Origin of the sequence: [Clostridium] symbiosum (genome assembly GCA_036419695.1) — a bacterium.
GTDB classification, from domain to species: domain Bacteria; phylum Bacillota; class Clostridia; order Lachnospirales; family Lachnospiraceae; genus Otoolea; species Otoolea symbiosa_A.
On sequence record CP143946.1, the window covers coordinates 603,596 to 624,253 of the forward strand.

Below are 20,658 nucleotides of genomic sequence, written 5' to 3' on the forward strand. Positions count from 1 at the left end.
AATATCACTATATGGACTGCTCTTGTGTCTGATAGGCACGACGGACAGAGCGGGGGACTGTGCACGAAGTGGGCAGCAGCCGGAAAAGTGAAATGAGAGAAGCGGGAGGAAAGAGATGCCACACATTTTATCAGAGGAGAACAGGGAAATTCAGAAGATGGCCATGGAATTTGCAGAGATGAAAATCAGGCCGGTATCAAAAGAGTATGATTTGAAGGGGGAGACGCCGCTTGAAGTTTACAGGGAAGCGGCGGAGTTAGGCTATACGTCACTCTGTATTCCGGAAGAGCTGGGAGGAGCAGGGCTTGAGACGACGGCCAATATCCTGGTAGCCGAGGAATTTGCCAGGGCTGACGCCGGATTTTCCGTAGCGGTCCAGGCCAGCACACTGGCGATGAAGCCGATTCTCCTTGCAGGAACCAGAGAACAGAAACAGCTTGCGGCTGATGCGCTGATAAACGGAGGAATGGGTTCCTTCTGTCTGACAGAGCCGGATGCCGGTTCCGATGCGGGAGCGATCAGAACAAAGGCGGTTAAAAAGGATGGAGAATACATTATCACAGGTCGTAAGTGTTTTATAACCAATGCGCCGCATGCCGATTTTTACGTTGTATTTGCAAAGACGTCGCCCGATATGGGGACAAGAGGAATTTCCGCGTTTTTGGTGGAGCGGGACAGAGAAGGCCTTTCGGTTGGAAAGCATGAGGACAAAATGGGAATCCGCCTTTCCACAACGGCCGATGTGATACTCGAGGAGGTTCATGTGCCGGAGGATCATCTTCTGGGAGAAGAGGGAAAAGGATTTAAACTGGCCATGCAGACACTGGATCGGACGAGGCTTGAATGCGCGGCCATGGCCGTGGGACTCAGCCAAAGGGCTATCGATTTGAGTGTGGAGTATGCAAAAACCAGAATCACATTCGGAAAGCCGATAGCCAATTTACAGGCAATCCAGTTTATGCTGGCTGACATGGAAATCAGGAACCAGGCGGCCAGAAGTCTTGTTTACCAGTGTGCGGCCATGATTGACAGCGGAGCGGTGGATGGCAAAATGGATGCAATTGCAAAGACGTTTGCTTCAGAAGCGGCCATGCAGAATGCGCTGGACGCAGTGCAGATTTTCTCGGGATACGGTTATTCCAGGGAGTACGAGGTGGAAAAACTGATGCGAGACGCCAAGATATTTATGATTTTTGAGGGTACGAACCAGATACAGAGAGCCGTTATCTCAGGCCATCTGCTTAAGTAAACCACGGAGGGACGGAATGTAACCGGAGAGGGGGAAAACTTGTGACAGGCATTTTAGAGGGAATCCGCATTGTGGATTTAACACGTTATATTGCAGGGCCGTACTGCGGCGCACTGCTGGCGGATATGGGGGCGGAGGTAATTAAGGTTGAGAAACCGGGTTCCGGCGAGGCCACCAGGACGGTCGGGCCGTGGAAGGATGGAGTCAGCCTGTTCTTTCCGGCATACAACAGAAACAAGAAAAGCGTCACCGCGGATCTGCGCACCCCGCAGGGGATTGAGGTGGCCAAGAAACTCATTGAGAAATCGGACGTTGTAATAGAAAATTTCCGCGTCGGGGTCATGGAAAAGATGGGCCTGGGCTATGAAGAGATAAAGAAAATCAATCCGCGTATTATTATGGTTTCCGTGACGGGCTTCGGCCAGAGCGGGCCGATGAGCCGCAGGACGGCATTTGACGGAATTATTTCCTCCGTATCAGGAGTGACAAGGATAGAAAAGGGACGTGTGGAGCGCAGTAAAGGTCCTATTCATGATTACATGGCGGCTATATATGCTGCTTTTGGAACCGTTTTGGCTTTGTACGAGCGGGGCAAAACAGGAGAAGGCCAGTTCCTGGATGTGTCCATGGTGGCCGGTTCCTCCATGATCCGGACAACCGCCATAGCGGATGCCAGCGTCAACGGAGATGAGGCGGCCATAAGCGGCGACGACAGTTCGCCTTACGGATATCTGAAGGCAGAGGACGGATGGATTAATTTTCACGCGGGAACGGATCCGCTTTTCAGGCGGCTTCTCAAACTGATTCCCGATAACCGCATTCTCGGGAATCCGAAGTATCTTGATAATATTGAACTCCGGGTGACGGATATGGATCTGCTGATGGAAGAAATCCAGGCGTGGGCGGATGGAAAAACATGCGGGGAGCTGGAAAAAGAATTTATAAGCGCCGATATTCCCTGCGGAATCTGCGCAACACCAGGGCGGCTTCTGCGGGACCCGCATCTGAATGAGAACGGCTATATTATCAGGCAGGAAGTGCACGGTGTTGGGGAAGTTGCCTATATGGGATTTCCATTCAAATTGAGCGGCCATCCCGAGCTGGAGTACAGGCCCGCGCCGGAGGTCGGGGAGCACACGGAGGAAATTTACCGGAATGTGCTTCAGATGACGGAAGGCGAGATGGAACGGTTGAAAAAACAGGGCATTATATAAAAGATGCAAAGTAAAGGCATGAAACCACGTATATTTGCAGACAGAAGTTTATGATATAATAATGTGAACAACCAAAAGAACACAAATAAAATGAATATAAAGGAGATGGACAAGGATGTACAAACAGTATATTAATGGAAAACTGGTCGACGGTCAGGGCGAAATTGTCAGGATACTCGATCCGTCCGACAACACGGTTATCACAGAACTGGCAACCGCATCTGAAAAGCAGTGTGAAGAAGCGCTTGAGGCGGCCCAGGCGGCATTTAAACCGTGGGCGAAAACTCCGGTGGGGACCAGGGTTGAGTGGCTTTTGAAACTGAACAGCGCAATCATGGACGAGAAGGAAGCAATTGCCGAGATTCTGTCGGTGGAATCGGGTAAACCGTATGCGACGGCCATGGATGATCTCGTTATGTTTGATGAATTTATCCAGTATTATGCCGAGGAAGGAAAGAGGATGGACGGAACCACCGTTTATTCCCCGAATAAATCCTACGGTGAACTGTATCATGCCATAGAGCGCCGTCCCATGGGGGTTGTCGTGGCTCACATTGCCTGGAATTACCCTGTTGCGATGATGGCGTTAAAGATTGGTCCGGCCATGGTGGCGGGAGATCCCCTGATTGTCAAACCGGCCAGCGACACACCGCTGTCTACACTCTATATCGGAAGCATCTGTGAGAAAATAGGCCTTCCGGCCGGTGTAATCAACTTTGTAAGCGGCCCGCCGAGCACGGTTGCCAGGGTATTAAATACGAGCAGAATCCCGAGAATGATTACTCTGATTGGCTCCTGTGAAACAGGCCGCCGCGCCATGGCCGAGGCATCGTCTACTTCCATCAAACGTTTTTCACTGGAACTGGGAGGAAACGCCCCTGTCATTGTTATGCCGGACAGCGACGTGGACTACGTTGTGGCGAATACAATCGGTATGAAGGTTTCAAATGCGGGGCAAATCTGTACCAACTATAACCGCATTTATGTACATGAGGATATTTACGAAGAGTTCCTCAAAAAAGTGGAAGAGGGCCTGAAAGAGGTAAAACTGGGCTGCAAGCACGACGAAGGTTATGTGATGGGGCCGATGATCAGCCGCAGTGCAAGAGACCGCATGCTGGAGCTGATCGACGAGGCGGTAGCCGGAGGCGCCACACTGGTATGCGGAGGCACGGTTCCGGAGGAGAAGCAGGACGGCAACTATATTACACCGGCTCTTTTACGCGATGTCCGCGAGGAGATGAGAGTTTGCAAAGAGGAAATTTTCGGTCCGATTATCAGCGTACAGCCGTTCAAAGAGCTGGATGACGCCCTGGCAAAGGCGGTTGACACCGAATATGGACTGGCATCTTATTTCTACGGCCATGACGCCCGGGATATTGCCAAAGCGTTCGAAGTCCTGGAATCGGGCGACGTTTATATTAACGGGGCAGGCGGAGGCCCGCACACACCTCACATTGGAATCAAACAGTCGGGACTCGGATGTGACCAGTCGCGCTGGAGCATGGAAGAGTACTTTGATTTGAAACGTATTTCACTGATTCCGTAATTACAGTATCCTTTACATATAGCATTTGTATTTACAGTATGCGTATTTATAGTATCCAGTATTTACGGTATCTGTAGGTACACCATCCACACCATTCATAGTTTCCACATCAATCACAGCATGGATCCTGCACAATTCATAACAGTAAAAATATAAACCATCCACCGGTTGGGGAACCGGAAAGCCGCTGCCGCCGTAACAGGCGGTGGGCGGTGGGATTTTTGTACGCAAAAATAGGTTAAATGAGGGTTGGGAATGCTGATTGCTGCCGAAAAAGCGGTTGAAAACCGCCGGGCAGAAATCGGTTTCCGGGAGAGGAGGAGTACTTTGATTACTACGATTATAATTGTTATGGCTATTTATTTTATCAGCATGATTGTCATCAGCTGGATGGGGAAAAAACATGCGAGCAATTTTGATTCCTATCTTAACATGGGGCGTTCGGGCGGAATTCTGCTCATCATGGGCGGAGCCATCGGGGCGCATATCGGAAACGGCCTGGTCGTCGGAGGCGCCGGGGAGGGAGCCGCCGTCGGGTTCAGCGGGGCTGCCTACGGTTTCGGCTGTGCGCTTTCCTATGTGGTTTTGGCGTTCTGCATCAGCAACTTTATGTACCGTGGAGGGTATCTGACGCTGGCTGATTATCTTCGCAAACGTTATAAGAGTGAGATTCCGGCACAAGTTTACAACGTGGCCACCGTTCTTTCCTACCTGGGAATCCTTGGGGCTCAGCTCATGGCGGGCAAGGCTCTGTTCATCGCCCTGGGACTGAACGGAACCGCCGGTGTCATCGTAATCGCAGTCGTTGTTCTGCTCTATTCACAGATTTCAGGCCTGTGGGGAGCATTTGCCACATCGGTTGTCCAGACACTGGTCATTGCCGCCGGTCTGATTGTCAGCGTGGCCGTACTGATGTCAATTGGTGCGATGGATCTGATCAGGGAGGCCGTGGCCTCCGGCGCGGTGCCGGAGACGTTTACCAGGTTTACCGGAGGATATGACGCCGCAACGATGATGCTGCTCATTATCCCGGTTGCGCTCAGTATTTTTACGGATCAGTGCACGTTCCAGAGGGTCAACTCCGCAAAGAGCGCCGCGACCTCTAAAATTGCCCATTTGCTGGCTGCCGTCGTAATCATTCCTCTGAGCATTGCTCCCACATTCGTGGGTATGTACGGGGCGGTCAAGTTTGGAGCCACAGGCAACGACGCGTTCTTTTCCGTGGTTATGAATATCCTGCCGCCTGTTGCGGCCGCTCTGATTGTGACGGCGGTTGTCGCGGCGGTAATGTCCACAATCGACAGCGCTCTGATTGCATTTTCAGCCGTGCTCCTAAATGACATTTACAAGGGATATATCGACCGTGACGCCACCCCTGAAAAGCTGTCGAAGATGACGCTGGGATTAAATATCGGGGTAACGGTGATCGGAATTGTGATTGCGCTCAGCTTTGGCTCGATTGTAAGCGTGCTTTCCAATACCTATATGTTCCTCTGTGCGGCCTGCCTGATTCCGTTTCTTGGAGGCATCCTCTGGAAAAAAGGTACGCCGTCGGGCGCGGTTGCCAGTTCTGTGGTTGGAGTAGGGTTTGAGCTGCTGGAACTTTTGGGCATATTTGCACTGCCTTATTCCACCATTACAGTATTTATCCCGTCTCTGATTGCCTTTGCCGTAGTCAGCATGATGACACAGAAACAGTTAATAGATTAAAAAGGAGAGAAGAATATGATTAATCTGGTATTGCGTGGTAATACGGATCTTATCTACGGAAAAGGTGAGATAGCCAAGGCGGGCGCTCTAATTAAGGAAAACGGCGGATCCCGCGTGCTGATCCACCATGTAAGTGAACCTTTTGTACAGCCGTTAATCGAGGCGGTAAAAGGCTATCTGGATGCAGCCGGGCTGGAATATGTGGATTTGGGCGGGGGTGTGCCAAATCCCAGGCTGGATAAGGTTTATGAAGGAATCGAGCTGTGTCGGAGGGAAAAAGTGGATTTTGTCCTGGCTATAGGCGGCGGTTCGGTGATTGACAGCTCCAAGGCTATCGCCCTCGGCGTGCCGTATGATGGAGATGTCTGGGACTTTTTTACGATGAAAGCAGTCCATAAAGCATGTCTGCCGGTCGGCGTGATTTCCACCTTTGCGGCCACCGGAAGCGAATGCACTACAGGAACGGTAATCACCAAGGAAGATGAACAGTTAAAACGCGGTGTAGAGGATAACAACGACAACATCATGATCCGGCCGAAATTTGCCATCCTGGATCCGACTCTTACCTTTACGGCGCCCCGGTTCCAGACGGCTTCGGGGACGGCGGATATCGTGTCCCACATCTGCGAAAACTTCTTCTCAGCGGATCCGGACAACGATTTTTCCGATTATTTCTGTATCAGCGGACTGAAGACGGCAATCAAGTTCGGTCCTGTCTGCCTTGAGGATCCGAGGAATTATGAGGCCAGAGGGGCGCTGATGCTCCTGAGCGGCTATGCGATAAACGGCTATATGAAATTCGGCCGTCACGGTGACTGGAACTGCCATGCCCTGGAACATGAGATGAGCGGCGAGTGGGATATTCCACACGGCGCAGGGCTGGCAATCATCACACCGCACTGGATGAGATATATCTATAAAGAACACATGGAGCTGTTCTTAAAATTCGCGACGAATGTATTTAACATTCCTTATAATGCGGACGAACCGGAGCAGACGGCGCTGGCGGGAATTGAGGCGCTGGCCGATTTCTTCCATAATAAACTGGGACTTCCCAAAAATCTGCGCGAGCTGGGAGTGAAGGAAGAACAGATGACGGATGAGATTCTGCACAAGGTGTGCAAACGAATTTTTTACTATGGAACTGATGTGGCGGGAGATCTGCACCCGATGCGTGAGGAAGATTTCTTTACTATCCTCAAGCAGTCTGTTTAGTCCGGCTGAAAGGAGGACACTGCGATGATCAATTTTGAACTTAAGAATATTCCAGATATGATTTTTGGCCGCGGCACGGAGGCAAGATGCGGCGAACTGCTTAAAAGTTTCGGAGGGACTAAGGCTCTGATTCACCATTCGGGCGAGCCGTTTGTACAGCCGCTGATTGAAAAAGTAAAACAGTATCTGACGGAAGCCGGTATGGAATTTGCAGAGCTGGGCGGCGTTGTTCCCAACCCCAGACTTTCCAAGGTATATGAGGGAATTGAACTGTGCCGGAAGGAAAAGTGTGACTGCGTTCTGGCCGTAGGCGGCGGCTCCGTCATCGACAGCGCCAAAGGGATCGCCTGCGGCGTGCCTTATGACGGGGATGTGTGGGATATGTACCGGATGGTGGTAACACCGGAAAAGGTGTTGACCCTGGGCGTTATTTCCACCTTCTCGGGAACGGGAAGCGAGTGCAGCTGTGCCTCGGTGGTAACGAATGAGAAGACACAGTTAAAACTCTCCATTGACGATAACCCGTTAGTGCGCCCGGCATTCTGTATCCTGAACCCGGAATTGACCTACAGCGTTCCGCCGATGCAGACCGCGTCCGGCGCCTCGGACATCATGTCCCATCTGGTGGAAAATTTCTGCACGGCGACGCCCGATGTGTACATGAACCACCAGTTCCTGATTGCAGGGATGAAGACGGTGCTTAAAAATGCGCCGATCGCCGTTCGGGAACCGGACAATTATGCGGCACGCAGCGCACTGGCCGCGACAGCGCCTTTTGCCATCAGCGGACTGCTCAGGATTGGTCTGGTGGGAGACTGGGCCTGCCATCTGATGGAACATGAGATGAGCACGGAGTGGAACGTCCCCCACGGCCTGGGCCTGGCGATTATTACGCCGGTGTGGATGCGCTATGTGTATAAACGGAATGTGAGTCTTTTCGCCAAGCTGGCGGTGGAGCTGTTTGGCATAGAGTATGATTTTGACTGCCCGGAGCGCACCGCTCTGGCCGGAATCGACGCCCTTTCGGAATGGTTCCAGTCTATCGGCATGCCGCGGACGATCCGGGAATTTGTGGACGGCGATACGTCCGAGGCCACACTCCGCAGGATGGCGGCCAGGATTGATTATCCGCTGGAAGGCCATAAAACCGGTTTTGCATTTGCAATTTCGGCGGAGGATGTGGTGAACATCTATAAACTGGCTTTATAGGGAGGAGAATACCCGGCCGCAGGACGGCCAGGCAGTGATAGGTGGAGCAGAAATAAGCCCGGCAGAAATAAACAGGGCAGAAATAAGTCCAGGCGGCAACCCAAAATCAAAAAGCGGCCGGAAATTATGAGTATTAATGCATAATTTCCGGCCGCTTTTTCTGTTGAGTGGCAACGAAAAGTTCGCGAAGCGTGCTTTTCGTAGTTGAAGAAGCCCGCCCGTGGAGCGTACAATTTCTCATCTGATTACAGAGTAGTGGCTTTAGGAAGGCTGAAAATAAATTCAGTGCCTACGCCTTCGGTGCTGACTACGTCAATATTTTCCCCGTGGGACTGGATGATTTCCTTAACTATGGCGAGGCCCAGGCCGGTTCCTTTTTTGTCTTTACCGCGGGAGGCGTCGCTTTTGTAGAAGCGCTCCCAGATTTTTTTGACATTGTCTTTCGGGATGCCTACGCCAGTGTCCTTGACGGATACGAATACTTTTTCATAGCGCACGGAGGTCTGGATATAGATGACAGAGTCTTCATGGCTGAATTTGATGGCATTGTCGATCAGGTTATAGAGAACCTGCTGGATTTTGCCCAGGTCTGCGTAGACCATCTGGATGGAATCCGAGAAGGTCAGGTCAAAGGTGATACCTTTTGCGCTGCATGTGCCCTCGAAGGTGGCAGCCGTGTCTTTGACGGTCCTGTTGATGTCAAAGTTGGTGCGGCTTAAATATCCTTTGCTGTCCAGGGAGTTGAGTGTCAGCATTCCCTGGGTCAGTTTGTTCAGGCGCTCCGTCTCCGAGATGATGATACCCAGGTATTTTTTGTAGAGCTCCGGAGGAATGGTCCCGTCCAGGATAGCTTCCAGGTATCCCTTGATGGAGGTGAGGGGAGAGCGGAAGTCATGTGAGACGTTGGCGATGAATTTTCTCTGGTATTCCTCCATGTCGTTTAACTCATTCGACATATAGTTCAACGTACTGGCCAGATAGCCGATCTCGTCCTGGCTGGTGACCCTGATATTGTGCGACAGGTTTCCGTCGGCATACTGGTTGGCCGCATAGGTGATCTTTTTCAAAGGAAAATACACAATTTTCGTAAATACAAGCAAAATGATCAGCGAGAGGCAGAAGATGATGGCGGATGTAATGTATACAATGTTCAGAAAACCGTTCTGCTCCGCCTTTACCACGCTGATGGGGAGGTGGACCGCCACATATCCGTAAGTATTCATATTTCCCGTAACGGGAGCCAGGACAGACAGGACGTCGCTGTCGAACATCCCGTAATATTGGCCGATGGAATAGAGCCGGTTTCCCTGTGCGGTGGGATCAAAGCCCTCTATCGTGGTTCCGATCGCTTTGCGGCTGCTGTCGGCGGTGATGACGCCGCTGTGATCCAGGATCCATACCCGTGCCTTCAGATAAGTGGCTACCGCATCCAGCTGGGGGTAGGTAGCGTCCAGATCCAGGTGTTTCCCCTCATAGACTTTGCTGCAGTTGTCCGCAATCATAGTCGCCTCGTCATAGAGGGCTTCCGCATTCTGGCCAATCAGATGATCATATGTCATGTCGGATGAGACCGTCGCAATTGTGACAAAGCCCAGAAAACCGAACAGCAGATATCCCAGTATAAACTTGTAATAAAGTGTGTGAGTCATTGATTTCCTCCGTCCTGTAAAGTTAATATAAGACGCTGTTCAGGGAATAGGTGAGGAAGTCCACCAGTTCTTTGATCAGTGTTGGCTTGGGATAATTATTTCTTACCACCAGTGTGAGCGGATAGGGAAATGCGTTGTCTTTAAACGGGATGGTTCTCAGTTCCGGATATTTCGGAACGAGATTCGACGCATTGGAGTCAATGCAGAGCCCGCAGAGTCCGTCCTCGCTGCACAGCTTGTACATGTAAACCGTATCACTGGTGCGGCGTACATCGGGGGTAAAGCCCTCCGCCTGGCAGAGGCGCAGGAATTTATTATAGGCAAAATCGTTGATGCACAGGATAAATTTCTGATTCTTCAAATCTTTAAATTCCAGTTCTTCTTTTGAGGCCAGCGGATTGTTTTTTTCCACAATCACAAGGCGTCTGGTGGACGGCAGACTGTAGGTGATATAGCCGTCCGAGTTTTCATAGTCTGAAATAATGACGGCATCCAGTGTCCCGGCTTTCAGGAGCCTCAGACCCTCGATGTAACCGTGCTCAAATGACTCGATTTCCGTGTGGGGATGCAGCTCTTTGAAATATTCCCAGATCTTGTCCGAACCAAAGTAAATGAGGCCTCCGGACAGACCGAGGCGTATCTTGCCTTTATAATGGTTCGCTGATTCCTCCAGTTTCAGATTCAGACGTTCCCATTCTTCGAGTATCGGGCGGCTGCTCTCCAGCAACTCCTGTCCGAACTGGGTGGGAATCATGCCTTTTGGAGTACGGTAAAACAGGGCTGCGCCCAGTTCTTTCTCCAGCAAAGACAGCGATTTACTGAGGGCCTGATGGGAGATAAAAAGTATCTCGGATGCCCTCAGCAGACTGCCGCTTTCACATACCTGCACAAAATAACGCAGCTGTCGTATTTCCATCTAATCACCTGCCTGTCTGTATAAACTCACCTGTTCAAAAACGGCCGGAAATCCCGCCGGATAACGGTTTCCGATAGTATCTCAATTATAGATCACTTTAATTTCAGATGCAACTTTCAGTTGCAAGATAGTAAAAATTTAAACTGCTATTTTTAGAAAATTCGCTCTGATACAATGAATACATAGAAAATTAAAGGACGGTGAAAAAAGAATATGAAGATTATTGTATGTGTAAAACAGGTTCCCGACACAACGGAAATTAAGATTGATCCTGTGACAAACACACTGATACGCGCCGGGGTTCCCAGCATCGTAAATCCGTATGACGCATATGCCCTGGAGACGGCAATCCGTCTGAAGGAGCGGTACGGGGCGGAGGTCCTCGTCATTTCCATGGGACCGGATCAGGCCAGGGCGGCGCTCAGGGAATGCCTGTCCATAGGGGCGGATCGGGCATGGCTCATCAGCGACAGGGCATTCGGAGGTTCGGACACCCTGGCAACCAGCTTTGTGCTGTCGGAGGCTGTCTCATGGCTGGATAAGGAGGTTGGGGGAATTGACCTGGTGCTCTGCGGAAAACAGGCGATTGACGGCGACACTGCCCAGGTCGGGCCGGAGATGGCGGAACACCTCGATATCCCGCAGATTACATATGCCTCCGACGTGGAACTTGCGGAGGACGCGGTGCTGGTGAAGAGGGAGAATGATGACGGATACGATGTGATAAGGGCGAAACTGCCGGCGGTTGTGACGGTAACCAAGATTTCCGGTGATACAAGGCTCCCGTCGATTAAAGGTAAAATGAGGGCGTCGAGGGCGGAGATTCCGGTACTCACGGCCGAAATGCTGGGGATCGACACCGGACGATGCGGCCTGAAGGGCTCCCCGACAAAAGTAAAGAAAACATTTACACCGGTCAGGACAAAACAGGGAATTAAAGAGGAAGGAAAGACCGCCCAGGAGTTTGCAGCCGGCCTGGCAGGATTTCTGGACGGGAAAAAATTGGTGTGACATGCGGGAGGGGATTTAAGTGGAACAGAGACAGGATTATAAGAATATCTGGGTATTTATTGAGACCGAGGAAGGAAAGGCAAAGCCGGTGGGCTATGAATTGCTGACGCCGGGCCGGATGCTGGCCGATAAGACGGGACAGAAGCTGGTGGCGGTGATACCGGCATATGAGGCGGAAGAGACGGCCGCGCAGGCCGCAGCCTACGGCGCGGACGAAGTGCTCCTGGTAGAGGGTGAGATATACCGGAACTACAGAACCGACGTGTTTGCAGATTGTATGACACAGCTTGTGGAAAAGTACAGGCCCCTGGTCATTCTGATGGGAGCGACAAACAACGGAAGGGATCTGGGGCCGAGGCTGGCATGCCGGCTGAAAACAGGGCTTACGGCCGACTGTACGGCGCTGGATATCGATGCGGAGACGGGAAATGTGGAGTGGACAAGACCGGCATTCGGCGGAAACCTGATGGCTACGATTCTCTGTCCGGACCACAGGCCCCAGATGGGAACCGTGAGGCCGGGGGTATTTAAGAAGCCGGTAAAGGAAACAGGTAATGCAAAAGATGTACAGGTTGGCAGTCATGCAGAACAAAGAATCATCAGGGAAAAAGTTGACATAAGTCCGGAACACATCCGCACCGAGATCGTGGAGCGCATAAAGGAGGTGGTCCAGTCCGTCAATCTGGAGGAAGCGGACATCATCGTGTCCGGCGGCCGCGGAATCGGAAAAGCGGAAAATTTCTCCTACATCAGGGAGCTGGCCGAGGCGCTCGGAGGAGCGGTCGGTTCATCGAGAGCCTGCGTGGATGCGGACTGGATTCCACATGCACACCAGGTGGGGCAGACCGGTAAAACGGTGGCGCCGAAGCTCTACATCGCCTGCGGTATTTCAGGTGCCATCCAGCACCTGGCCGGAATGTCGGGAGCGGAGACGATCGTGGCAATCAATAAGGACCCGGACGCTCCCATATTCGGAGTGGCCGATTATGGAATCGTGGGAGATCTGCTGGAGGTAATTCCGGAACTGATCCGTGAGATTAATAAGATAAAAGCAAACTGATTGAAAACTCAAAGAAGAAAGTTAAAGGAAAGGATGGTTCAATATGAACGAATTATTATATGAAAAACAGGGAGCAATCGCCAAAATTATCATCAACAGACCGGAGAAGAGAAATGCGTTAAACAGCGCCGTCATCCACGGAATCGACGAGTCACTTAAAATGGCGGCGGAGGACGATGAGATCCGTGTTGTCATCCTGACGGGAGCAGGAGAAAAAGCCTTTACGGCAGGATTTGATTTAAAGGAGGCAATGGAGCACAACATCACCGGGGTTGTGGAGAGAAGGAAAGACACATCGGAAGAGATTGAGTTTTTCATGAGAATGTGGCATTTCCCAAAACCAATTGTGGCCGCGATCAGGGGATACTGCATCGGCGGAGGAATTACCCTTGCCATGCTCAGTGACATGGTGATTGCCACCGAGGACGCCACATTCGGCAACCCGGAGATCCTTCTGGGATATGTGCCCGAATTCCCGATGGAAGTCTGGAAAATGCCGTTTAACAAAGTAAGGGAATTCTTCTACCTGAGCAAATTCTTTACAGCTGGCGAGATGCGGGACATGAACGTGGTGAACCAGGTTGTTCCGGGTGAAAAACTGGAAGAGACGGTCATGGCGGTTGCGGAGAGAATTGCACAGATACCGCCGGAGAGCACAAAGATTATTAAATACTCCCTGAATAAATGTTATGAGCTCCAGGGTTTCCGGAACACGATCGATTTTGTTTCCGAACTGTTCAATCTGGGCAGAGTCCATATGCAGACGACGCAGGTAGACGATTTCAGGAACGATATTGCGGAGGGCGGACTTGCCTCGGCTCTCAAGAAACAGTACAACAAATAATGATGGAGGCCGGCAGAATGGAACGATTATGGAGAGAACAATATGCTGATAAAGTGATTTCCGCCCACGAGGCGGCAGCCATGATACAGGATGGGGACAGCTTCTGCTGCGGAGCCAGGGAACCGGTGGGAATTCTCACCGAGCTGGGTAAAAGAAGCGATCTGACCGGGGCAAATTATTATGCCCCGGAGGAGGACTTCCCCCACCTTCTGGAGAATATGGGAAACGGGCTGAACGTCTATACCAGCTTTATGGATTCGGTGAACCGGGACTATATCAACGAAGGAAAAATGCAGTTTATACCCTGCGGTTTTTCGGGATTTTCCAAGGTGGCGCTGAAAGATTTTGAGTGCCGTGTGGCTATCACCTGCGTGTCGGCCCCGAATAAGGACGGTTACGTCTCTTTCGGTAATTCGGCCGATATGATGGCCGATGTATGCCGGGCGGTGCCGCTTTCCATTGCGGAGCTGAATGAGAAACTTCCGTTTGTCCACGGTGATAATGTGATGCATATTTCAGAATTTGATTATCTTGTGGAAGGGGAGGGCTATCCGCTCAACATCGGACAGATAGACGATTCCGATGAAAACAGGGAAAAATATAAGGCCATCGGCGCCAGCCTGTCGGAACTGGTGGAAAATGAAGCCACTCTGGAGGTGGGAATCGGACGCCTCAATTCCTCCGCCATGATGTATCTGGACGGTGTAAGAGATCTGGGAATCCATACGGAAATATATGGGGATCTTCTGATGAACCTGACTAAAAAAGGCCTTGTGACCAACCGGAAAAAGACCCTGAACCCGGGCGTTTCCATCTGTACCCAGGTGGTTGGCTCCAGGGAGCTGTTCGACTATGTGCAGGACAATCTGGAAATCCGCCTGGACTGCTGCAACCATGTCCTGACTCCAGGCATTATTGCAAAAAATAATAAGATGACGGCCATTAACAATGCGGTTCAGGTCGATCTTCTAGGACAGGCCAATGCGGAATATTTAAAAGGACGTCAGCACTCCGGAATGGGAGGAATCGGCGATTTTGCCGCGGGAGCAGTAAGCTGTCCCGACGGAAAATCCATTGTGGTCATAGAATCCGTCACGAAAAATGGAAAGTACTCCAAGATAGTGCCGTATTTCGAGCCGGGAACGCCCGTATCCCTGAGCCGGACAATGGTAGAGTATGTGGTATCGGAATATGGCGTTGCGGTTTTAAGCGGCAAATCGGTAAAAGAACGGGCCGGGGAGTTAATTCACATTGCCCATCCGGCATTCAGGGAAGAGCTTAAGCACCAGGCAGCGGCAATTGGAATTTTATAACATAGAGGGCGGGCAGAGGATGCCTGGAAATGCAAGGGGAGAAGGGGGAAACGTATGAGCAGTTTAGGCATAGTGTTAGTAATTCTGGGGATTTACATGGCGGTGATGATCGCGATCGGACTTGCAGGCAGAAAATACGGCGGAAACATGAACGATTTTATGACGGCCGGAAAACAGGGGACGCTTCTTTTGGTAACGGGATCCTATATTGGTTCCCATATTGGCAACGGTATCGTGGTCGGCGGAGCGGAATATGGCGCCGTATACGGAATCGGAGGAATGTGGTTTGGAGTAGGTGCCGCATTATCCTACATCCTGTTTGCGGCCGTTATGTCGAGACGTGTGTACAGAGGGAACTGTGTCACACTTTCGGATATGCTGGAGCAGAGATACGGGGACAAGGTAACGGCCATTATGATGGCCATCTTAAACGGAGCGGCCAATACGGCGGTCATGGCGGGACAGATTATGGCAGGAAAGCGCCTTTTTGAATATATCGGCATCAATCCGGTGGCGGGAGCGGTCATCACAACTCTGATTGTCATTATCTATTCTTCGATGTCGGGACTTTGGGGCGTTATGATGACGGATGTGATCCAGAGTACGGTTATCTTCATTACAGTCATTGTCACCGTTATTTTCATCGGCAGCAAAGGCGGATTTCAGTTAATGGCCCAGAACCTGCCTGCGGAAAGTTTTAAGTTGATTCCGTTCAGCATGGACACGTTCATTATGATGCTGGGGCCGACGGCTCTATACGGCCTTGTTTCATCCGCGGCCTTCCAGCGTACCGTATCGTGTAAAAGCGAGAAAACTGCGGTGAGGGCGCCAATCATCGCGGCCCTTATGATTATTCCTTTTGTTATCCTTCCCGTCCTGATTGGAATGTACGGAAAAGCAATGTGGCCGGACGCAGCAAACGGCACGATTATTTTCCAGGTGCTGTTTGAGGCAATGCCGCCCGTGCTTGCCGGGCTCTTAATTGCATCGATCTGCGCGGCGGTCATGTCCACCTGTGACGGCGGTCTTGTCACAATCACGGCCAATATTGTCAGCGATATTTACTATAAACATATCAATCCGCAGGCCAGTGAGAAGACGCTGGCGAGAATGACAACCTGGTCCACCGTGATTGTCGGACTCTTGGCCCTTGTACTGTCCCTGCAGTTCTCCAGCATTATTTCCCTGCTGTCCATGGCGTATACATTTATGACGGCCGGAGGTCTTGTCATGATTCTGGGCGGGATACTCTGGAAGAAGGGAACGACACAGGGAGCGGTTGCAAGTTTCCTAATCGGAATCGCCTGTGTCATTATAAATAAAATGGGAGTCCAGATGCCGTTTGCATCGATTTTCCCGATACTTCCGTCGGCAGCAGCCTATGTGGCGGTCAGCCTGGCAACACAGAAGAAAAGCCGGGAAACTATTTAAAAGCAGGTCCTTCATCTTTTTATAGATTTATGCCGGTTGCGTTATTTCTTACAGGGTTGAATGCATACGGCAGCAAAAAAGGACTTCCTTTCGGATTGTGTCTTGTCCGGGGGGAGGTCCTTTTTTCCTGCCTTTTATTCCAAATCCTGAATATTCATTTTTTCCAGTTCCAGGTTCTTCTTTTTCCGGCTGCGCCGGGTGATATAGATGCCGAGGAGAACCACGGTGGGGATATTGTTGCCGATAAATACGGAGATTGCGGTTGCAGCTATCTGGCGCGAATCCTTCTTCTCGGGCGGTACGACGACATCTTCCTGGGTGACGGAGGTGCCGTTCTCCGTGATGGTCGTGACGGAGGTGCGCACGGAGCTGTAAGCTGCGATGCCAAGCAGCGCCTGCAGGGAGAACAGGAAGCAGATCAGGGGCAGGATGAGTCCCGGCCACCTGCTGGGTTTGCCCGACAGATAAAACTGAAGCCACAGGGAGCCTCCAAAAAAGATTAGAATAACAAGGATGAAAGAGTTTGCCATTGCCATCTAAGGTTCCTCCTTTTTGATTTTCTTATATTCGGATATCAGAAGTTTGGCGGTGTCAAAATCCAGCTTTTCATTCAGCGCAAGCCGCTTAATCAGGGCGATATACGGCTCATTCGCAGTGTCTTCGCTGATCAGGATCTTCTGAATTATTTTGTCCAGCCTCAGCCGGACTGTGGGATAGGTGACATGGTACTGGCCGGCAATTTCTTTCAGGGAACCGGAGGCCAGGATAAACTTTTTGATAAAAGTGACGTCCTCGTCATCCAGGTTTGCCATCCAGTCGGGTATGATTTCAATTGACATAGGCATTCACTCCTTACGTATACTGCTTATTAAATTTACGCATTAAATTTTACCACTGAGATGCTGGAATGTTTAATTAAATTTAGTATATACTTTAATATTATTAAAGTCAATATAAAATAAAAGATTAATAAAAATGAAATAAACCAGTAAGAAAAAGGTTTTCGACGGCTCCTTTCGACAGCAGAATATACTTGAAGGGGAGGTTCCTGTATAGTAAAATAATGAGTAATGATTTGTATTGAAACAGGAGCATTATGGTTACCGCTCTGCCATGCACAAAATATAATACGGAACAGACGGAAGTCCCGGTTCAGGGCGGGAAGAAGGAGGCGCAGATGAAGGAGCTTTTTACAATCGGGGAGATGGCGAGGCTGTTTGATGTGAATATCCGTACGCTCCGGTATTACGATGATATCGGCATTCTGCGGCCGGAGACGACGGATCCGGATTCGGGCTACCGCTATTATTCGAGCCGGCAGTTTGAGCGCATGAATGCGATCAAATATCTGCGTGCCCTGGACATGCCGCTTAAAAAAATAGCCCTGTTTTTTGAAAAGAGAGAGGTGAAGAGCCTCCAGATGATGATGGAGGAACAGAAACAGGATACAAGGCGAAAGATCGAAGCCCTGATGCGGATTGAACAGAAGCTGGAGCGGAGACTGAATTCCCTGGAGGATGCCCTCAGTGCACCAACAGGGAAAATCAGGGAAATTTACTGCAAAAAGCGGCGGATTGCATTCCTGCGGAAGGAGATTGCCCTGGGGGATGATTTGGAGTACCCGATCAGGGAACTGGAGCGGGCAAGGCTGCCGGAACCGGCGATTTTCCTGGGGAAGGTGGGGGTTGCCATTTCAAGGGAAAATCTACTGAAACGGAGCTTTGAACATTTTTCCGGCATCTTTGTGGTTCTGGAGGATGGGGATACCTGCAGCGGTGCAGAGCAGTATCTGCCGGAGGGAACTTATCTGACGGTACGTTTTACGGGCACGCATAAGGGAGCGGCCGGATATTATGAGAAATTACTCGCCTGCATGGAAGAAAGAGGATATTCTCTGCTCGGGGATTCCGTGGAAGTGACACTGATAGACGCCGGATTTACTGATGATACGGAGCAGTATGTGACGGAACTTCAGATCCCGGTGGAAAAAGAGGGGCGGCCATGACGCTGCGCCCTCACGGTCAGTGAATTCCCTCGCGGAGGTAACTGCCGCTGTCCAATAGCTTGTCTATGAAAGAAAAATCATAAAAGAAATGGGTTGACCCTCCACTTGCTGGAGGGTTTATTTTATATCATAGGAAAATTCAGTGGAATCCCTTCTACAAAGCATTTTTCACATGCTTTTATTGAAAATCCCGAGTTATACAGTACAGAAAGGCGTCTTCCTGCCGTTTTTGCACATCAGGAAGCGCGCTGCCGGGCATGAAGTGAACAGTAACGATAAAGGAGTTAGAAATTATGAAACAGGAAAACCTTTTAACGGAAGGCAATATTTTCCGGGCGCTTTTGACATTTTCAATCCCGTTTTTGATAGCGAGCCTGATACAGGCGCTGTATGGCGCTGTGGATTTGATGGTGGTGGGATGGTACTGTTCTCCGGAGAGCGTTGCGGCCGTTTCCACCGGAACCCAGGTGACTCAGATTATCACCAACCTGGTTTCGGGCCTTACAATGGGAGGCACTATTCTGGTGGGAAAATATACGGGGATGCAGGATGAGGAGCAGACGAGGAGGACGATCGGAACAACACTGTCTGTTTTTGCAATCGTCGCCATTGTCCTCACGGGCGTTATGCTGTATTTTACCGACCCGATCCTGGCCCTCTTAAAGACACCGGCCGAATCGCTTTACCTGGCAAAGCAGTATGTCACGATCTGTTTTTGTGGAATTTTTTTTATCTGCGGATACAATGCAATCAGCGCAATCCTCCGTGGATACGGCGATTCCAGGCGGCCGATGTATTTTGTGGCCCTCTCCTGCGTACTCAATATCATCGGCGATTTTACATTTGTAAAATACCTGGATATGGGGGTGTCGGGAACGGCGCTGGCAACGGTCCTGTCGCAGTCCGTCAGCATGATTGTCTCAATTATTTACCTGAATAAAAAGAAATTCCTGTTTACGTTTACGTTCAGCAATATGCGGATTTATAAAGACAGGGTCAAAGAACTGGCCTGTGTCGGGATTCCGATTTCGTTCCAGGAGAGTATGGTCAGACTCTCATTTCTCTACCTGACCTCGGTGACCAACCGGCTGGGAGTCAATACGGCCGCCGCGGTGGGAATTGCGGGAAAATACGATGTGTTCGCCATGCTTCCGGCAACCTCCATTGCCAGCGCCCTGGCCGTTATCACCGCTCAGAATTACGGCGCGGGGAAACTTTACAGGGCTAAAAAATCACTGGCAGCGGGAATCGGCTTTGCTTTTTTTGCATCCTGCCTGTTTTTTGTCTGGGCCCAGGTTTCACCGCAGACGATGATCGGCGTATTTAATACGGATCCCGAGATTGTCCGGGCCGGAATCCCGTTTTTCAGGGCCTGCAGTTATGACTACCTGGCTGTTTCCTTTGTGTTCTGCCTGAACGGGTATATGAACGGCAGGGGGAAGACCGTATTTACAATGATTAGCTGCTGCTTCGGCGCGCTGCTTTTAAGAATGCCCCTCATCTGGATTGTATATACACATTATCCCGATAATTTGCTGCTGATCGGTTCCATAGCGCCTGCGGTTTCCGGTTTTATGGCCGTCTATACGCTGGGATTCGTCATCAGGCAGATACGGAAGGATTCGCGGCAGGACGGACAGTGTTAATCCTGGTAAAAACCATATTTATGCATTCCGTACCATTCCCGGGCGCCGTCTTCCGTCTTTGCTTTTAATGTCAGAAGTATCTCCCTGGAAAATTCCAGGGCCGCGGAGCCGTTGGCCGTGATGATGCCGGAATCGGAGACAGCCTGTTTTTCAAGATAGAGCTTTTCACCGGAGTAATTCGGGGCCTGAGATTTCATAAATTCCACAGTATTTCCCGTATGGCGGACGTGATCTAAAAATCCGTTTTGTGCCATGAAATTTGTAGCGTTGCAGATAGCCCCGACCGGAATATGGTTTCGGACCGCATAGTCTACAACGGGCAGGACGGCATCATTCTTTCGTTCCATCCAGGCAAGGCCGCCGGTCAAAAGCAGGAAACTGAAATCCTTCGGGAAATTATCTACCGTATAATCGGGAAGAGTACGGAACCCGCCCATGGAACGCTTCGGCTCACTGTCAAGACCGAGCGTTTTTACCACATAGTCTGTTTCGGGGTTATTTAACTCCGGGCAGATATAAGCGGGTTCCCAATCGGCGTAACTGTCAAATATAAATACCAACACTTCTTTTTTCATTCCAAGCCACCTCGTTTTTCATTTTTCTGTGTGTAGTTCCCTGCTTTTGCAAGGTGGTATGA

The 20,658-nt window shown here is 50.6% G+C and carries 18 protein-coding genes; 13 read left to right on the plus strand and 5 right to left on the minus strand.

The features are described from left to right. Positions 1-115 precede the first annotated feature (115 nt). From V3C10_02820 to V3C10_02845, 6 genes are all read left to right on the plus strand, one after another. On the plus strand, positions 116-1,249 hold the full coding sequence (locus V3C10_02820; protein ID WVP62771.1) for an acyl-CoA dehydrogenase family protein: 1,134 nt from the start codon (positions 116-118) through the stop codon (positions 1,247-1,249). Positions 1,250-1,290: 41 nt separating this feature from the next. After that, the gene (locus tag V3C10_02825) at positions 1,291-2,463 is read left to right on the plus strand and encodes a CoA transferase (protein ID WVP62772.1); all 1,173 of its coding nucleotides are present in this window, start codon (positions 1,291-1,293) and stop codon (positions 2,461-2,463) included. Positions 2,464-2,578: 115 nt separating this feature from the next. Then, the gene (locus V3C10_02830) at positions 2,579-4,012 is read left to right on the plus strand and encodes an aldehyde dehydrogenase family protein (protein WVP62773.1); all 1,434 of its coding nucleotides are present in this window, start codon (positions 2,579-2,581) and stop codon (positions 4,010-4,012) included. 327 nt (positions 4,013-4,339) lie between these two features. Next, positions 4,340-5,722, plus strand: a complete 1,383-nt coding sequence (locus V3C10_02835; GenBank protein WVP62774.1) for a sodium:solute symporter family protein — start codon at positions 4,340-4,342, stop codon at positions 5,720-5,722. Positions 5,723-5,737: 15 nt separating this feature from the next. Continuing rightward, on the plus strand, positions 5,738-6,937 hold the full coding sequence (locus V3C10_02840; GenBank protein ID WVP62775.1) for an iron-containing alcohol dehydrogenase: 1,200 nt from the start codon (positions 5,738-5,740) through the stop codon (positions 6,935-6,937). A 24-nt stretch (positions 6,938-6,961) separates the two neighbouring features. Next, a complete protein-coding gene (locus V3C10_02845) occupies positions 6,962-8,146 on the plus strand; it encodes an iron-containing alcohol dehydrogenase (GenBank protein ID WVP62776.1) in 1,185 nt (394 codons plus the stop codon). A gap of 245 nt (positions 8,147-8,391) precedes the next feature. On the opposite strand, the gene V3C10_02850 is transcribed toward V3C10_02845, so the two are convergent. Beyond that, a complete protein-coding gene (locus V3C10_02850) occupies positions 8,392-9,795 on the minus strand; it encodes a HAMP domain-containing sensor histidine kinase (protein WVP62777.1) in 1,404 nt (467 codons plus the stop codon). A 22-nt stretch (positions 9,796-9,817) separates the two neighbouring features. Beyond that, positions 9,818-10,711: a LysR family transcriptional regulator gene (locus tag V3C10_02855; protein ID WVP62778.1), complete on the minus strand. Its 894-nt coding sequence runs from the start codon at positions 10,709-10,711 to the stop codon at positions 9,818-9,820. Positions 10,712-10,924: 213 nt separating this feature from the next. Between V3C10_02855 and V3C10_02860 the strand changes: the two genes are divergently transcribed. From V3C10_02860 to V3C10_02880, 5 genes are read left to right on the plus strand one after another with little or no spacing between them, the layout of a single operon-like run. Then, positions 10,925-11,722 (plus strand): electron transfer flavoprotein subunit beta/FixA family protein, encoded by a 798-nt coding sequence (locus V3C10_02860; GenBank protein WVP62779.1) that lies wholly within the window; start codon positions 10,925-10,927, stop codon positions 11,720-11,722. 19 nt (positions 11,723-11,741) lie between these two features. Continuing rightward, on the plus strand, positions 11,742-12,782 hold the full coding sequence (locus V3C10_02865) for an electron transfer flavoprotein subunit alpha/FixB family protein (protein ID WVP62780.1): 1,041 nt from the start codon (positions 11,742-11,744) through the stop codon (positions 12,780-12,782). A gap of 43 nt (positions 12,783-12,825) precedes the next feature. Continuing rightward, a complete protein-coding gene (locus tag V3C10_02870) occupies positions 12,826-13,626 on the plus strand; it encodes an enoyl-CoA hydratase/isomerase family protein (protein WVP62781.1) in 801 nt (266 codons plus the stop codon). A gap of 17 nt (positions 13,627-13,643) precedes the next feature. Beyond that, a complete protein-coding gene (locus tag V3C10_02875; protein ID WVP62782.1) occupies positions 13,644-14,939 on the plus strand; it encodes an acetyl-CoA hydrolase/transferase C-terminal domain-containing protein in 1,296 nt (431 codons plus the stop codon). A 54-nt stretch (positions 14,940-14,993) separates the two neighbouring features. Next, positions 14,994-16,370, plus strand: coding sequence for a sodium:solute symporter family protein (locus tag V3C10_02880; GenBank protein ID WVP62783.1), 1,377 nt, complete (start codon positions 14,994-14,996; stop codon positions 16,368-16,370). Between the two features lie 134 nt (positions 16,371-16,504). On the opposite strand, the gene V3C10_02885 is transcribed toward V3C10_02880, so the two are convergent. Together V3C10_02885 and V3C10_02890 are read right to left on the minus strand one after the other, a co-directional pair. Beyond that, positions 16,505-16,906, minus strand: coding sequence for a hypothetical protein (locus V3C10_02885; GenBank protein ID WVP62784.1), 402 nt, complete (start codon positions 16,904-16,906; stop codon positions 16,505-16,507). Next, a complete protein-coding gene (locus V3C10_02890; GenBank protein ID WVP62785.1) occupies positions 16,907-17,209 on the minus strand; it encodes a DUF2089 family protein in 303 nt (100 codons plus the stop codon). It abuts the gene before it with no gap. Positions 17,210-17,547: 338 nt separating this feature from the next. Here V3C10_02890 and V3C10_02895 point away from each other — a divergent pair, with 338 nt between their 5' ends. Together V3C10_02895 and V3C10_02900 are read left to right on the plus strand one after the other, a co-directional pair. Further along, positions 17,548-18,375, plus strand: coding sequence for a MerR family transcriptional regulator (locus V3C10_02895; GenBank protein ID WVP62786.1), 828 nt, complete (start codon positions 17,548-17,550; stop codon positions 18,373-18,375). Between the two features lie 293 nt (positions 18,376-18,668). After that, entirely contained in the window at positions 18,669-20,021 is a 1,353-nt protein-coding gene (locus tag V3C10_02900) for an MATE family efflux transporter (GenBank protein WVP62787.1), read from the plus strand. Here V3C10_02900 and V3C10_02905 read toward each other — a convergent pair. Beyond that, entirely contained in the window at positions 20,018-20,596 is a 579-nt protein-coding gene (locus tag V3C10_02905) for a type 1 glutamine amidotransferase family protein (protein ID WVP62788.1), read from the minus strand. The two genes, V3C10_02900 and V3C10_02905, sit on opposite strands and share 4 nt — an antisense overlap. Positions 20,597-20,658 lie beyond the last annotated feature (62 nt).